The 14727-nt window shown below is 31.2% G+C and carries 15 protein-coding genes; 3 read left to right on the plus strand and 12 right to left on the minus strand.

Features of this window, described 5'->3' with window-relative positions; translation table 11 throughout:
• Positions 1–160: 160 nt before the first annotated feature.
• Positions 161–3514, minus strand: coding sequence for an SMEK domain-containing protein (locus AC1Q5Z_RS01425; protein WP_492443506.1), 3354 nt, complete (start codon positions 3512–3514; stop codon positions 161–163).
• 313 nt (positions 3515–3827) lie between these two features.
• On the opposite strand from AC1Q5Z_RS01425, the gene prfA reads away from it, so the two are divergent.
• Both prfA and AC1Q5Z_RS01435 read left to right on the plus strand, forming a co-directional pair.
• Positions 3828–4904 (plus strand): peptide chain release factor 1, encoded by a 1077-nt coding sequence (gene prfA / locus AC1Q5Z_RS01430; RefSeq protein WP_111365195.1) that lies wholly within the window; start codon positions 3828–3830, stop codon positions 4902–4904.
• 381 nt (positions 4905–5285) lie between these two features.
• Positions 5286–6617: a DUF5723 family protein gene (locus tag AC1Q5Z_RS01435; protein WP_492443508.1), complete on the plus strand. Its 1332-nt coding sequence runs from the start codon at positions 5286–5288 to the stop codon at positions 6615–6617.
• A gap of 366 nt (positions 6618–6983) precedes the next feature.
• Here AC1Q5Z_RS01435 and AC1Q5Z_RS01440 read toward each other — a convergent pair whose 3' ends face one another.
• The 11 genes from AC1Q5Z_RS01440 to AC1Q5Z_RS01490 all read right to left on the minus strand — a co-directional run bounded on the left by AC1Q5Z_RS01440 (position 6984) and on the right by AC1Q5Z_RS01490 (position 13571).
• Positions 6984–7358 (minus strand): hypothetical protein, encoded by a 375-nt coding sequence (locus AC1Q5Z_RS01440; protein ID WP_198856934.1) that lies wholly within the window; start codon positions 7356–7358, stop codon positions 6984–6986.
• A 28-nt stretch (positions 7359–7386) separates the two neighbouring features.
• Positions 7387–7746 (minus strand): hypothetical protein, encoded by a 360-nt coding sequence (locus AC1Q5Z_RS01445; RefSeq protein ID WP_198856935.1) that lies wholly within the window; start codon positions 7744–7746, stop codon positions 7387–7389.
• Between the two features lie 46 nt (positions 7747–7792).
• Positions 7793–8077 (minus strand): YtxH domain-containing protein, encoded by a 285-nt coding sequence (locus AC1Q5Z_RS01450; protein WP_198856936.1) that lies wholly within the window; start codon positions 8075–8077, stop codon positions 7793–7795.
• Between the two features lie 61 nt (positions 8078–8138).
• Positions 8139–8291, minus strand: a complete 153-nt coding sequence (locus tag AC1Q5Z_RS01455) for a lmo0937 family membrane protein (RefSeq protein ID WP_111365189.1) — start codon at positions 8289–8291, stop codon at positions 8139–8141.
• Between the two features lie 34 nt (positions 8292–8325).
• Positions 8326–8973 carry a porin family protein gene (locus tag AC1Q5Z_RS01460; protein WP_198856937.1) on the minus strand — a complete coding sequence of 216 codons (648 nt, stop codon included), beginning with the start codon at positions 8971–8973 and terminating at the stop codon, positions 8326–8328.
• A gap of 37 nt (positions 8974–9010) precedes the next feature.
• Complete coding sequence (locus AC1Q5Z_RS01465) at positions 9011–9580, minus strand: DUF4142 domain-containing protein (protein ID WP_343590000.1); 570 nt, start codon at positions 9578–9580, stop codon at positions 9011–9013.
• A 249-nt stretch (positions 9581–9829) separates the two neighbouring features.
• Positions 9830–11614, minus strand: coding sequence for a CHASE3 domain-containing protein (locus AC1Q5Z_RS01470; RefSeq protein WP_198856939.1), 1785 nt, complete (start codon positions 11612–11614; stop codon positions 9830–9832).
• Positions 11615–11623: 9 nt separating this feature from the next.
• On the minus strand, positions 11624–12073 hold the full coding sequence (locus tag AC1Q5Z_RS01475; RefSeq protein ID WP_198856940.1) for a response regulator: 450 nt from the start codon (positions 12071–12073) through the stop codon (positions 11624–11626).
• Positions 12074–12094: 21 nt separating this feature from the next.
• Entirely contained in the window at positions 12095–12646 is a 552-nt protein-coding gene (locus tag AC1Q5Z_RS01480) for a helix-turn-helix domain-containing protein (protein WP_278022338.1), read from the minus strand.
• Between the two features lie 157 nt (positions 12647–12803).
• Entirely contained in the window at positions 12804–12989 is a 186-nt protein-coding gene (locus AC1Q5Z_RS01485) for a CsbD family protein (protein WP_198856942.1), read from the minus strand.
• 108 nt (positions 12990–13097) lie between these two features.
• Positions 13098–13571 (minus strand): Dps family protein, encoded by a 474-nt coding sequence (locus tag AC1Q5Z_RS01490; RefSeq protein ID WP_278022337.1) that lies wholly within the window; start codon positions 13569–13571, stop codon positions 13098–13100.
• 221 nt (positions 13572–13792) lie between these two features.
• Here AC1Q5Z_RS01490 and pyrF point away from each other — a divergent pair, with 221 nt between their 5' ends.
• The gene (gene pyrF, locus AC1Q5Z_RS01495; protein WP_492443510.1) at positions 13793–14614 is read left to right on the plus strand and encodes an orotidine-5'-phosphate decarboxylase; all 822 of its coding nucleotides are present in this window, start codon (positions 13793–13795) and stop codon (positions 14612–14614) included.
• Positions 14615–14727 lie beyond the last annotated feature (113 nt).

The raw sequence follows: 14727 nt of genomic DNA on the forward strand, positions 1-14727 counted from the left end.
TTAGAACGATTCGCAAAAAGTCGGGAGAATTTTGAGTGGTTTTCGGATTTATAGGAAACAAAAAAAAACGCAAAGTCAGAGACATTTGCGTAGCTTTTTGGTTGAAGACTTCGTGAAGTGGGGAGCAACACTTTACCAATTGAAATCATTTATACATTTTTTAAAGAACATCATATAATACTCTTCTAATTTCATTTTTTTTCTTTTGTGATTTTGTTTTTTTGATGCTTTCAATTGTAGGTATTAAAAGGTGTTCGTAATCTGATTTTTCACCAGTTAGATGAAGTAAGTAGAGCTTCTCAAATAAATGTAGGTCTGACGCTAAAACTTCGGAGAAGAATTTTTGTCTATTAAAATCTTCGGATAATTCAAATCTTTTATATTTTATATTCTTTTCTTCTTTTATCCAGTGAATAAGAGTTTTAGTATGTTGTGAGCTAAAAAGATTTGTTAGTGCGAAATTTAAAAAAACTCCAGTATCAATATCTGTATGCCAGTGTATAGTATCTTGAAATTTAATAAAATTCAAAAGTGTTTCTAAATTAGTTATAGAAAATTTATTTTTTGGATTTAGTATATTTGGAATTAATAAATTTAGAAACTTAATGTAAGATTCTGTTTCACCAAAAAAGTATTTTTTAAGATTATCGTGATTGAAAGGAAAACGGATGAATTCAACTTTATTATCTTTAATGAATGCAAAATTTTCGGATTTATCTTTTTTAATGAATATTTTTGTTGATTTAAATTTTACTATTTCATATTCGTTTAAATCATAAGATTTAAATTCTTCGAGTTCTTTAATTCTATTTTCTATTCTGGGTAATTGAATTCCATTATATTCATCTTTTAAGGAATCAGTAAACTCTTTTAATCGATCAATATTGCTCATGCCAATTGAAAAAACATTATAATTGATAAAATCGAGTCGCATTTTTTCATTTTCAATTAGTCGTATTGAAAGCAATTGTTCTTTTAAATACTCTGTATTAGATTTTATCTCTAAATATGATTTAAAGTTACTTTTTTTTACATTTTCAAAGGCACAACTGTATTGAGTTGGGAAACGGCCATCGTAACTGTTAATAAATTTATCGCTATTTATATATTTTACAATTTCAAACCGAAATTCTTTCGAAAATACAATGTCCGCAACAGGCATAACAACATTATATTCAAAGAGGATTTGTTTTAAATTTTCATTTTTTGAGTTTAAAATCTTTATTAATTCTTCTCGTACAATTGGGACTTCTGATTTTTGCATTAAAATTTGTATCAAATTATACCTTAAAATGCTGGATACTTTAGTGTCAGTAATTTCTTTAATTATACGTTCAACAATATAAGTTTGATAAGTTTTAGTTTCTATTAGCATCTGAATAGCATAGTCAAATAAATATAGGTCTCTATCATAATGCTCTGCTTCTTCATGAATGAAAATTTCATTAAATATTTTATCTATTATTTGAATGAAAAAAGAAAATTCAATTTCGGTATCGTCTTTAAGAATTTGAAGAATGAAATCAAGAGGTCTGTACATTTCAGGTAAAAGATCTTCAATGTGCAGTATATCTTTGATAAAATCGGTGGTATATTGCCTTCCTAAACGACTTTGCTCGCTAAATTTAAATAGGGAAGCAGTTAATTTAATTACTTCACTCCAATTAGGATTAAAAACATATTCGGCTAAATTGTCTTTAAATTGCCCTTCTTTCCATCGTGTTTTAAATTCAATTGCTGTAAAATATTCTTGAAATGTCTGATGGACAAATCCGAACATTGATTCACCATTTTCATTAACTCCTTTTTCAAATAAAAAACCAGCATCTTCTCTGAGAAAGTCAATAATTTCTTTTAAATCAATTGCTTCTTCTCTTGGCTTTTGGAATGGAAAAATGTTTCTGTATTCTTTTTGAAAAAGAGTTTTTAACTCTATTTCTGAAATAAGACCTGTTGTGAAATTTTGATGTATATAGTAAGAAATTGGCGCAAGAATAGCAATAAGTGTCTCTTTGTCAAAATTTGAATTTCTTTTTGATTCTCTTTGGCGAACCCAATTTTCTAAAAAGGTTGATGTAGCAATGTCATAAAGTGAAGCTCTCCTTTCTGGTAGCATTCCACCTTGATAATGAATAAGAGTTATAATAGTTACAAGGAGAGGATTGCTTGCCATATTCAAAACTGATGTGTTTTGTTTGATTGAATCAAAAAGTCTTTCAGTATTTTGATTTACCTTATCCAAATCAATGTTTAAATTTGATTCTATCGATAAATACCAATTTTTAATAAATTGATTAATTTGTTCTTTTTCAAATTTAATTACTTCAAGATGGGTAAAATATCCATTTAATCGGGTTTCCTTATATCCAACAATTCTAGAAGATACAATAATTTTTATGTCAGGATATTGGGCTATGAAAGAATTTATGCGATTTACTACGTCATGGCGAAGACTTGTTATATTTATTTCATCAATTCCATCTACTAAAACTAGAAGATCTTTTTTTTCTAGTTTTTCAGTAAAAAGTAATTCGTATTTTTTATCTATCTGGTTAATAATATACTCTGAAAGATTTTTTGAAGTTGTTGATACAAATTTAGCAAACTCGCTACCTTTAATAATTACTGGTACAAGATCGCTTAATTGACTGTTAATTGATCGATTTGAGCATATATTATATGCTAAATGTTTTAATATTGTTGATTTACCAGAACCTGGATCGCCTAGAATTACTAATTTACTAAAATCCTCTAGTGCTTTTTCTAAAGTATATATTAAATTTTTTTCATCTCTTTTGAACGTATTATCTTCTAAGATTTCATTTTCAATTTTTAATTTTAATGGTACATAAATGTTTTCTAAATTGATTTTTACAAGTGTATTATTAATCTTAGGAGAAAAGCCTTTGATATCTAAAAATTTATAATAATTATGAATGTAATCATCATATTCATTTAAACCTTTACAATATAAATTCCATTTGTCAAGTTCAAATTTGTTGTCTGCAAATTGCTCTTCCATCAAATCACAAACAGAATTAATCTTGTTAAGATTATTTTGTTTATTTAATTCAATATATAAATCAGTTCTATCAAGTATGTTTTTTACATTAAATGTCAATTTACCATCAACAACTTGATTGATTTTTATTTGATCATATTTCTTTAATTTTTCAGTGATAACATAGATATATACATTATCAAATTTTTTATGGAAATCATTTTCGATAAATTTAGATAATGTGCTTTTTATTTTTTCTAAGTTGGCGGTAGATGTAATTTGAAAGGCAATTTTTTTCTTTTTATCTCTTAAATCAATGCTTGGATAAGTTTTACCTTCAACATAATTTACATTTTCCAAATTACAATCATATATTTTGTTGAGAACTTTAATTAAAATATTCTCTGCATGAATATTTATACTAAATTCACTATTTGTGTTTAGTATTTTAACTTGTTCTCTAAAGCGAGAAAGTAATTGAGAAATTCTATATAGTTTATATTCTTGATTCATATTAGAATAATTTTAATGGAAGTTTTAGTAAAAATATATTTTTTTAGTATAAGGATTTTACGGAAAACCGTAAACGTAATTATGAAAACCAAAGCCCTAGCCCTGATAGCAGCGGCATCCTTTTTAGGCAAACGAAAAAGAGCTTATTAAACCGTAAAGTTTCTGCCTAAAAAGATATAGCGGATAGCAGGAATCAGCTCCTAAAAACAATCATAATTCCACTAAATTTTCAACTTAAATTCCCTAAAAAATGAACACTAGAATTTTCGATAAAAATTTTGTAATTTTGCCGTCCAATAAAAGGAATTAGAAAATGTTAGATAGACTTCAATATGTAAAGCAGCGTTTCGATGAGATTTCGGATTTGATTATTCAGCCGGATGTTATTTCTGATCAAAAACGTTATAAGCAGCTTAACCAAGAATATAAAGGGATAAAAGCGCTTGTTGAAAAGAGAGAAGAGTACATCATAATTTTAGCAAACATCGACGAAGCAAACGAAATTATTGCTGACGGAAGTGATGCTGAAATGGTGGAAATGGCCAAAATGCAATTGGATGAAGCAAAAGAACGTCTGCCAGAATTGGAGGAGGAAATCAAATTTATGCTTATTCCTAAAGATCCTGAAGACGCGAAAAACGTTATGGTGGAGATCCGCGCCGGAACGGGTGGGGACGAAGCGAGTATTTTTGCAGGTGACTTATTCAGAATGTACACGAAATATTGCGAATCTATGGGATGGAGATCATCTGTTGTAGATATGAACGAGGGTACTTCTGGAGGTTTCAAAGAGGTTATTTTTGAGGTGACTGGAGAAGATGTATACGGAACTTTGAAGTTTGAAGCGGGTGTTCACCGTGTACAACGTGTTCCGCAGACTGAAACTCAAGGACGTGTGCATACATCGGCTGCAACGGTTATGGTTTTGCCAGAAGCTGAAGAGTTTGATGTTCAGGTAGATATGAACGATGTTCGTGTAGATTTCTTCTGTTCGTCTGGACCTGGAGGACAATCGGTAAATACTACGAAATCGGCTGTACGTTTAACGCACATTCCAACAGGTTTGGTGGCGCAATGTCAGGATGAAAAATCGCAACATAAGAATAAAGATAAAGCTTTGATGGTATTACGTTCTCGTTTATACGAAATGGAATTGGCCAAAAAGCAGGAAGAAGATGCTAAAAAACGTAGTTCTCAGGTAAGTTCTGGAGACCGTTCGGCAAAAATCCGTACGTATAACTATGCACAAGGTCGTGTAACGGATCACCGTATTGGTTTAACGCTTTACGATTTAGGAAATATCATGAATGGCGATATTCAGAAAATCGTTTCTGAGCTTCAGTTAGTTAATAACATGGAGAAATTGAAAGAAGCTTCAGAAGTTTACTAAATTTTTGAGATGCTAAGATTCTAAGATGCTGAGGTTCTAAGTTTTCTTTTAGGACTTTATAATAATATTAAGCCGAACATTTGTTCGGCTTTTTTTATGGAAAAAATTTAGCATCGCTTTTTTAATGAAAATTTAATGTTCGGAATTTTAGATTTTTAAGGCTTTATTTCTTTAAAAAGAGTATCATAAATTAAGACCAATACTACAGAAGAATATTGCGAAGTAAGATTTATAAGACTAGTGCTTAAAACTTAGTTTCTTAGAATCTTAGCATCTTAGAACCTAAAAAAAACTAGCTTTTTTTGCTGAATTTTTTATCTCATATTTGTCATGCTTTTATACCCAAAAAGAATACTAAACCAACCAAAACCAATCTAATTTATGAAGAGAACTTTACTTCTATTTTGCTTCTTTGGAAGCTTTTTTTATGCGCGATCGCAATCGTATTTCGGATTTAGAGATGATAATTTTGCAGGAATTCAGTCCGCATTGTTTAATCCTTCTAATATTGTGGATTCGAAGTATAAAGCCGACGTTACGTTTGTATCTGTAAGCGGAACTGGGCAAAATGATTTATACGGAGTTAATTTTGCCAATATATTAGACGGCGGTTACGATCTGGATACTCAAGCGAGCAAGAATTTCAAATCGAATAATAGGGGGAATTTTAATGCTGATATTATGGGGCCGTCTGTTATGTTTAATATCACGCCTTTGCATAGCGTTGCACTTTTTACGCGTGTGCGTAGTGTTACAAATCTAGTTGGCATAAACGGACAGCTTATTGATGAGGTTAATAAAGATGTAAATGCTTCTGATAATTTTTTAATTGCAGGCGGAAATCCGAATGGTGTTTCGAATTCTTGGGCTGAAATTGGAGCGAGTTATGCGACGGTTTTGTTCGATCGTGACGATCATTTTGTAAAAGGCGGAATTACTTTAAAGTACTTAATGGCGGGCGTAAACGGCTATATTAACGGAAGTGATTTGAACGTAGCTTTTACTAAAAATGAAGCAAATCCTTCGTTAAGTGAATATTATTCGACAGGAACAATAAAAACAGCGGCGAGTTATGATTATGCCAACGGAAATGATCCAAAGTTTAATATGGGATCGGCAGGAGTAGGAGTAGATTTAGGTTTTACTTATGAATATCGTACAAACTGTCATTCTTGCGCAGGAAACCGCTATAAGTTTAAAGCAGCAGCTTCTATAACCGATATTGGAAAACTAAACTATAAAAATATTGTAGAGAATACTTATAATATAACAGGAAGAGTAACGCAGCAAGATATTGAGGATGCAGATGATATTTTTGAATTTTTTGACGCTAACTATACTAAAATATCTTCTAGAAAAGGAGTGAAAGCAAATTTACCAACGGCTTTGCACACCAATTTTGATTGGAATATCAATCAAAGATTTTATTTGAATTTAAGTGGAGATTTCAGTTTAGTAGATGCCAAAAAAGTAAACGGAACTGCAATTGCCAATTCGGTAACTTTTTCGCCAAGATACGAAACAAGACAATTTAGCTTTTATGTTCCTGTAACGTATATGCAATACAGCGGAACGCAAATAGGAGCTGGTTTTAGAGCAGGTCCATTATTTATTGGTTCTGGAACGCTATTTACCAATCTGTTTTCAAACACTTCAAAAGGCTGTAACATTTACGCGGGTTTGAAATTACCGATTTATCAGGATTATAGGTAGAGGTTCTGAGATGCTAAGATTCTAAGGTTCTGAGTTTCTAAGGTTCTGAGTTTTTGGAATTAAAGACATAAAAAAAACGCAACTACAAAGTAGTTGCGTTTTTTTATTTTTAAGATCAGTAAGCAAGATTAAAAAAATCGAAGTATAAAACTTAGAACCTTAGAATCTTAGCAACTTAGTATCTTAAATATATAATTAAGGTCCTTTTCCATCACTTGTTTCCCCAAAAACGTATGATGGAATTAGACACCTAGAAATATCCTTGTGTATTCAAAACATTTATATAGATTCGAGTAAACGTATACACCGTTTTTTATCATTATTTCGCTAAACTTTTCCATAATAATTAAAATTAAGTTAAACAAATTACTCTCTAGACGGTTCGTATTGTGATGATTCTTCTTCTTCGGAAGATTCATGATGAGGTTTCGAAACCAGGTTTGTTACGATAAGCTGAACGATTGAGCCCAAAACGCCTTTGAACATTGAATCGCCTTTACCAACAATAAATCTTTTTGCCAGATAACCAATTCCGATACTAATTGCCGACTGAGCAATATGACTTTTAAAACCAACAGTTTCGTTGATTTCTTCTACCGTATTGCGAATGAGGTTTATTGGCTTTAAATTGTTCTTAATCTCGTCGATTTCGTCTTTTATATCGCACCATTCTTTATCTTGGCGAATTTCTAATTCCTCAATTTTTTGATTTAACTGATCAATATTGTAAATAGCCTCCATAGTCTTTTTATGTTTATTAATAATTAAATCATTTATTGGTTTCTTTCAGTATACTTGAAATGATCGTATTACCAATAGGAGTTTTTATCAATTTATGATGCGATTTCACAACCACAATCACTACAATAAGATAAAATAATGCCATGATAAAAAAGCCGTAGTAGTACTCTCCAAGTTCTTTTCCAATCCATAAACTAATGCCAATATTTAGAAACAAAGTAAAAAATGCAACAACAATACCAATCGCTATCTTTGAAGCCAATGATGAAGCACCATCAGCAACTGAACATACTGTTTTCAGTTTTAGTAATTCTAAACTTGTTTTAGCATAGTTTTCAGCTTTTTCATAAAGATTTAAGTCCTCGTTTGTTGTTGCATTTGGTTCCATGATATAGGGTTTTATGGTTTGAAAATTTCACTAATTAATATCTCGATTAATAGTTTGATTTTACTGTTTTAACGTCGTCTTTCAGCGTATTGTAATCTTCTTTAACTTGGTTAAGTTTAGATTTTCCTTCTTCGATAATTTCTTTACCGTTTGAAGTGATTGTGTTTACAATACCATCAAATTTTGTTTTTAGATTATCACCGTAATCTTTTGATTTATCTTTGATTTTTTTTCTTGTGTTTGATCCTTTGTCTGGTGCAAATAAAACACCTATGAATGCTCCCGCCGCTGCGGCTCCTAAAATTCCTAAAATTGTGCTACTAGTTTTCATAATAAATTAATTTTAATGGATTAATATTTAATAATTTGTTGATTTAATAAAAAGTGTGATTTTATACTTCTCGACCTTTAATTAGTCGAAGCAATACGGCAATAATGGCAATTACAAGAAGAATATGAATAATGCTTCCGAAACTGTAAACAAAGAACCCAAGAGCCCAAAGTATCACCAGAATCACTGCGATTGTATATAATAAGTTTGACATGGTTTTTTATTTTAATGGTTAATAATCAATTCTTTTAATTTAACTTATAAGAAAGATATAAAGTCAAGTTGCTGTTTTTTGCGTCAGGAAATGTATATGTTGTTCCTGCAACCGTTCTTTCTTTACCTACAGTGGTTAAACCGTAATTGTAACGTAATCCTACGCTAATTGGGTTAAAATCTACTCCAACACCAGCAGAAATACCTGCGTCAAATTTGGCAAGATCATCTGTGTCAATATCTTGGTCAAAATCAATACTTCCGTTTCCGCTTACTTTAGAGCTTACTAGATAAGAAGCGTAACCACCGGCGTGAATGTTAAAGTTTTTTGTCACATTAACTCGCACTAAAAGCGGAAGCTCGATATAATTAAGTCTAAATTTTGCATCCCCACTTGCAAGAGCGTTGTTGTATTCTAATTTTGCCCCTTTTGTGGTAAACAAAAGTTCTGGCTGAATTGCTACAAAATCTGAAATAGGAAGGGTAGCATAAACTCCGGCATTAAATCCGTATAAAACATTGTTGTCATCTACATCATCTCCGCTGCCGTAAAGATTAGACATGTTGAATCCTCCTTTTACACCAAATTCGGTATTTACATTATTGTCCTGAGCGTGCAGCATTCCAAACGAAGCTGATAAAAAAAGTGTTAAGGCGCATAAAAAATTGGCTTGTAATTTCATAGTAAAAAATTTAGTTAATAGTATAGATAATAGGCGTTTATTCATTTTGTTTTTTTATTCTTTCAGTCTCTCGTAAGAGTTTGTATTGTTCGGGCAAAAAACGGAGAACCAGTTCCAAAATTTGTTTATCATTTGTTTCCTTAGAAATCGTTTCAAGTAATTCAATTTGATCACATAAAGCTTCTGTTGTGGCGTCGAGATAGATGCTGTTAAAATCTTTGTTGCTAGCATCAATGAGGTTGTACAGGTCTCGTTTGTGCATGGCGTTTATTTCAGTAATGACAATGAGCTTAGATGTGGCCATTTTGGTTACTTCTTGTAGCAACTGATTCTCTTCAATTTCTATTCTTTTGCTTAATTCCTGAACAATTACATCTGAACTTTTTTGTTGTGCAATTTGACTTTTTGAAATAATAGATTTGCTAATATTCGCCGCTGAAATAAAAAAGAAGACTTCCGTTTCTTCTCTGTCATTTTTTGCAAAAGCTTGATTTTTCAAAGTATTTTCAATCGGATTAATTTTTCTGCATGACGTAATGCAGACAACTAATACAAATAAGAAAAAGACTTTAAGATAAGTAGCTTTTAATGGGGGAATTGCTTTCATTATTAGTTCCTAAAGTATTACATTACAAAGATGCTAACGAATGAAAGATTTTCCTTTACAGCATAAAAATGAATCGTTATATAATTCCCATAACAGAATTATTTTTGGGTTTTATCCTTTTAAAATCAAAGGTTTGTGAAGTTTAAGTTTGGTGTAAAAAAAAAAAGAAATTATAGATTTTTCTATAATTTCTTTTTTTGTTCTTAGTATAATGTAGCGATTTTTTTTCTTACAAATTAAAATGAAATTTTAATCGGGCAGGAATACGGTAAATACAGAGCCTTTGCCCAAAGTGCTATCGGCTGTAATATGGCCTTTATGATTTTCTACAATTTTCTTGCAGATTGCCAATCCAATTCCGGTTCCTGGATAGTCTGTTTTAGAATGAAGACGCTGAAAAAGAATAAAAATAGTTTCTTTAAACTGAGGATCAAATCCCATTCCGTTATCTGTAAAAGTAATTTTATGAAATTTCTTTATAGACTGTTCTAATATTTCTGGATACTCGGAAGAATTTACTTTTTCGCTCGAAATTGATATCTCCGGTTCAATATCAGGCTTACTGTATTTTAATGAATTTCCAATTAAATTAATAAACAGCTGCTCGATCTGATATGGAATTACAGAAAGTTTTGGAAGTTTTGAAACCTTAATTACAGCTTTCTTTTCTTCGATTATTTCTGCCAATTCAGATTCTGCATTGCTCAAAAGGTCATTAAGGCTTGTTTTGATGAACTCTTTTTTCGTGGTATTCGTTCTTGAAAACAAAAGAAGATCGTCTATTAAAACACGCATTCTTTTTGCTGAACTTTCAATTTTAGTGATGTAATTTTTGCCGCTTTCAGACATGACTTTTTTATCGGCATCAGAAACTCTCGAAATAAAAGTTTGTATTTTTCTTAGTGGTTCCTGCAAATCGTGACTTGCTACATGATTAAATGAAGCCAACTCTTTGTTGCTTTTCTCCAACTCTTTATTTCTTTCCTGAAGTTCAATATTAAGAAGATGTTCGTCTGTAATATCAAAATTAATTCCAAGTAAAATTTTGCTTCCTTGTTGGTCGGTTACGAGTTTGCCCGTAGTTTTAAAATAACGAACTTCAAAATCGGGACGTACAATTTTGTAGTATACAAACGGAAGATGTTTCTTTTCTATAATTCCGTCAATTGCCTTTGCGACAGATTCTTTATCATCTGGATGCACATATTTTAAAAGTGTTGCTTTATTGGGAGCAAAAGATTTTGGCTCAAGGCCTAATAATCGAAACTGATTGTCTGAGAAATCTATTTTATCAGAATCCAAATCCCATTGCCAAGTGCTGAACTTACCGATATTTTCAGATTCAGAAATTAATCCGCTTGAGATTAAAAGCTTTTTATTGAATACTTTTAAACGTTCAAAATCGCGGCTAATTTGTCTGTAAGATAATAAAATGAAGCTTAAAGCAACCAAGAATAGCGAAATAGAAAAAAGCGGACTTAATGAGATTTCGGCATCGTAAATTTTAAGCCTTTTTTTGAGATATGTTTTTTCAATATCGTTCATTTCGTCGACCTTAAAGCGAATGTTTTCCATTAAGATCCTTCCGCCAAACATGTGGTTGTCGAGTTTTCTTTTGTCGTATGTTTTTGGATCGCTGTATTTTAAACAGTTCTCAAAAGAAACAAAGCGCTGCGTAATGAGTTTGAAAAGCTTCTGAAGATTTTCCTGTTGCGGCTCATTATCAGCAGTTAGTTTTTTTAAGGTAATAAAAGAAGTATTTACCTTATCTCTCGAATAAATGTAAGGAGTTAGAAAACGGGCATTTCGAGTGATAATATATCCTCGTTGGCCCGTTTCTGCATCTTTTATAGCCGACATTAAGCGTTCGAGCTGTATGTTGATTTCGTAGGTATGCATAACCAATTTACTCGATTCGTTCAAGTCTTGATTATGTTTGTAAGCAATTGAAGAAAGAAATAACAGAATGAAAACTGCGATTACAAAAATAACTCTCAAAGAGTTTGAAGAATTAAAATTTGGTATCCATTTCATTGGTATGCTCTATTTTAGTCGCAGCAAGAAATTATCACGGTTTAACCCAGAGGTATGATAGTGCCAGTTTACAGTTACGACTTCATTAATTATTTTTTTCAGCGTATTGAAATCGCTAGGCTTTTTGATGTAAATATTAGCGCCTTGAATAAATGTGTCTTCAATATCTTCTTCAGACGAAGAAGTAGAGTAAATGGCAATAATTATATCTTTTAAGTGGTCCGTTTTTTTAATTTCAATTAAACACTCTTTACCTGTTTTTTTAGGCATGTTTAAATCTAGAAACAAAATATCAGGAAGTTTATTGTCTGTATTCATTAAATGATCCATTAACTGCATTCCGTCGTGGACAAAATTTACATTTGTCTGTATTTTTATTTCTTCAAATGCATCTTTAAAGAAAAGACGGTCATCTTCATCATCATCGGCCAATAAAATGTGTAATGCGTTTTTTTGCATTTTGATTGTGGTATTTGGGTTTTATTTTAAATTTTCTCTTCGTTTCTTAATAATTCTCTGAAAAGCAGATGGAGTAATACCAGTTGTATTTTTAAACTGTGTACTCAAATGCGCAACACTAGAATAATTTAGTAAAAAAGCAATTTCAGTCAAACTCATTTCATTGATAATGATTAGCTGTTTTGCTCTTTCAATTTTCTGTAAAATAATAAAATTTTCTATAGAAGAGTATGTTACTTCTGAGAAAACATTAGATAAATATCCGTAGCTGTGGTTTAGCTTTTCTGCCAAAAACACAGAACTTTTGTAATTATTGCTATCATCCATAAATACAAGTTCGATAATCGCATCTTTTATTTTTTGGACAAGTACACTTTTTTGATTTTCAACTACTTCAAAACCGCAAGGAGCCAATTTAGTTTTTAATTTCTCCAATGCTTCGGCATCAAGATTGTCTTCAATCTCAATTTCTCCAAATCCTAGAGTTGTAAAATTTACATTGTTTTCTTCTAAGTTTTGTTTTAAATAAAGAGAGCAAATGGTATTGATATCGAACTTTATAAATAGTTTCATTTTATAGAAATTTGGTTAAAGATACTTATTTTATTTGGTGTTTTTGCTTTTAAATAGCATAGAATTACATGAAAATGTGATTTTAAAATAAATTTTTCAAAAAAATACCGCCTAATATTTTTACTAGACGGTATTTCCCTGATTGAGTTGTAAGGATTTACAATTCTGACAGGATTTGATGAAATTCCTCTTTTGTTTTTCCCAGTTTTTTCTGAAGTCTTCCGTACATTTCGTCTTCTTTTCCTTCAGCAAACATCAAATCATCATCTGTTAGAGTTGCAAACTTTTGTTTCAGTTTACCTTTCAGCTCATTCCAGTTTCCTTTTATTTCTGTAGTATTCATGGTATCTCTTTTTTGTCATTTATTGTATTGTAAAATTGCAACTTCTCAAACAACATTTTGTTACATTTATTTTTTGGACTGTTGCATAATTTTCATTTTTTATGCGTGTTATTCCTGATATCGTCTCAGAATCCAAGCCATTTTTTCGTGTTCCTGCAGTAATCCTGTCACAAAATCGGCAGAACCTATATCATTATTTTCACTCTCAAAAATTGGAATGTAGCCTCTAAATTCTGTAACCAATTGTTCATGGTTTTCTAAAAGTTCAGACAGCATATTTTTTTGCGAAGCATATTCTTTTGGAGATTCTTTTAAGGTAGAGTTGTCTATAAACTCTTTCATTGTTCCAATCGTTTTTTCTCCCAACTGATTAATGCGTTCTGCAACTTCGTCAATATTAGCCTCAAGCACACGATATTGCTCTTCAAACAATTTATGCAGTTCCATAAAACTATTTCCAGAAATATTCCAGTGAAATTTTCTTGTTTTTACGTACAATGTCATTTCATTAGACAAAATCGTAGCCAGCATAGAGGCGCTCTTTTTTAGGTTCTTTGGTGTAATTCCGATATTTGGGTTCATAACTGTCTTTTTAAAGGGTTTATTTCAAAGTTACTTTCAAATTCAACCTTTTTATTACATAATTTTGTATAGATATTGCAGAAATTCAATGCATTAGTTAAATAGTTAGGAAACCGAACAATTAAATAATTTACTCTTTGATGCCATTTCGGCCATTTGCAATTAACCATTTACAATTCACAATTATAATTTGTAATTTTGCCGCACTAGCAAAATACAATATGACAACACAACAACTACACGAACAAATTCTTCAAAAAAAATCATTTTTATGCGTTGGCTTAGATCCTGATTTGACAAAAATACCGCAGCATTTATTAGAAACAGAAGATCCTATTTTTGAGTTTAATAAAGCTATAATCGATGCGACTAACGATTTAGCCGTTGGTTACAAACCAAATACAGCTTTTTTTGAAGCATATGGAATAAAAGGCTGGATGTCTTTGCAAAAAACAATCAATTATATCAACGAAAATTATCCTGATATTTTTACGATTGCAGATGCAAAACGCGGAGATATAGGAAATACTTCTAGCATGTATGCAAAAGCTTTTTTTGAAGATCTAAATTTTGATAGTGTAACGGTTGCTCCATATATGGGAAAAGATTCTGTTGAGCCTTTTCTAGCATTCGAAAATAAATATACTATTATGTTGGCTTTAACTTCTAACGAGGGCGCTTTCGATTTTCAGACTTTAGATACGGGTGGAAAAGAATTGTACAAAAAAGTTCTAGAGACTTCTAAAACTTGGAAAAACAGCGAAAATTTAATGTATGTTGTTGGTGCAACAAAAGCAGAATATTTTGCAGAAATTAGAAAAATTGTTCCAGACAGTTTCTTATTGGTTCCCGGAATTGGCGCTCAAGGCGGAAGTTTATCTGAAGTATGTAAATACGGAATGAATGATAAAGTGGGACTTTTGGTAAATTCGGCAAGAGCTATCATCTACGCTTCAAAAGGAACCGATTTTGCAGAGAAGGCTAGAGAAGAAGCTTTGAAAGTACAGCAGGAAATGGCTGAGATTATTGATTCTAAGTCTTAGGTTTAAAGTTAGCTTTGAACATAGTTTTAACGCAAAGTGCACAAAGGTTTTTCGCAAAGTTCGCAGAGTTTTATCTTTTTGAATTAAAGTTTTTTTAAGTTCTCAAAGCATAG

The sequence above is a fragment of the Flavobacterium sp. GW823-FHT06G12 genome, from assembly GCF_058794775.1.

What these genes read in the sequence shown, in the direction of transcription:
- AC1Q5Z_RS01425 (WP_492443506.1), bottom strand. Translation starts at nt 3,514, where the DNA reads ATGAATCAAGAATATAAACTATATAGAATTTCTCAATTACTTTCTCGC.
- prfA (WP_111365195.1), top strand. Translation starts at nt 3,828, where the DNA reads ATGTTAGATAGACTTCAATATGTAAAGCAGCGTTTCGATGAGATTTCG.
- AC1Q5Z_RS01435 (WP_492443508.1), top strand. Translation starts at nt 5,286, where the DNA reads ATGAAGAGAACTTTACTTCTATTTTGCTTCTTTGGAAGCTTTTTTTAT.
- AC1Q5Z_RS01440 (WP_198856934.1), bottom strand. Translation starts at nt 7,358, where the DNA reads ATGGAGGCTATTTACAATATTGATCAGTTAAATCAAAAAATTGAGGAA.
- AC1Q5Z_RS01445 (WP_198856935.1), bottom strand. Translation starts at nt 7,746, where the DNA reads ATGGAACCAAATGCAACAACAAACGAGGACTTAAATCTTTATGAAAAA.
- AC1Q5Z_RS01450 (WP_198856936.1), bottom strand. Translation starts at nt 8,077, where the DNA reads ATGAAAACTAGTAGCACAATTTTAGGAATTTTAGGAGCCGCAGCGGCG.
- AC1Q5Z_RS01455 (WP_111365189.1), bottom strand. Translation starts at nt 8,291, where the DNA reads ATGTCAAACTTATTATATACAATCGCAGTGATTCTGGTGATACTTTGG.
- AC1Q5Z_RS01460 (WP_198856937.1), bottom strand. Translation starts at nt 8,973, where the DNA reads ATGAAATTACAAGCCAATTTTTTATGCGCCTTAACACTTTTTTTATCA.
- AC1Q5Z_RS01465 (WP_343590000.1), bottom strand. Translation starts at nt 9,580, where the DNA reads ATGAAAGCAATTCCCCCATTAAAAGCTACTTATCTTAAAGTCTTTTTC.
- AC1Q5Z_RS01470 (WP_198856939.1), bottom strand. Translation starts at nt 11,614, where the DNA reads ATGAAATGGATACCAAATTTTAATTCTTCAAACTCTTTGAGAGTTATT.
- AC1Q5Z_RS01475 (WP_198856940.1), bottom strand. Translation starts at nt 12,073, where the DNA reads ATGCAAAAAAACGCATTACACATTTTATTGGCCGATGATGATGAAGAT.
- AC1Q5Z_RS01480 (WP_278022338.1), bottom strand. Translation starts at nt 12,646, where the DNA reads ATGAAACTATTTATAAAGTTCGATATCAATACCATTTGCTCTCTTTAT.
- AC1Q5Z_RS01485 (WP_198856942.1), bottom strand. Translation starts at nt 12,989, where the DNA reads ATGAATACTACAGAAATAAAAGGAAACTGGAATGAGCTGAAAGGTAAA.
- AC1Q5Z_RS01490 (WP_278022337.1), bottom strand. Translation starts at nt 13,571, where the DNA reads ATGAACCCAAATATCGGAATTACACCAAAGAACCTAAAAAAGAGCGCC.
- pyrF (WP_492443510.1), top strand. Translation starts at nt 13,793, where the DNA reads ATGACAACACAACAACTACACGAACAAATTCTTCAAAAAAAATCATTT.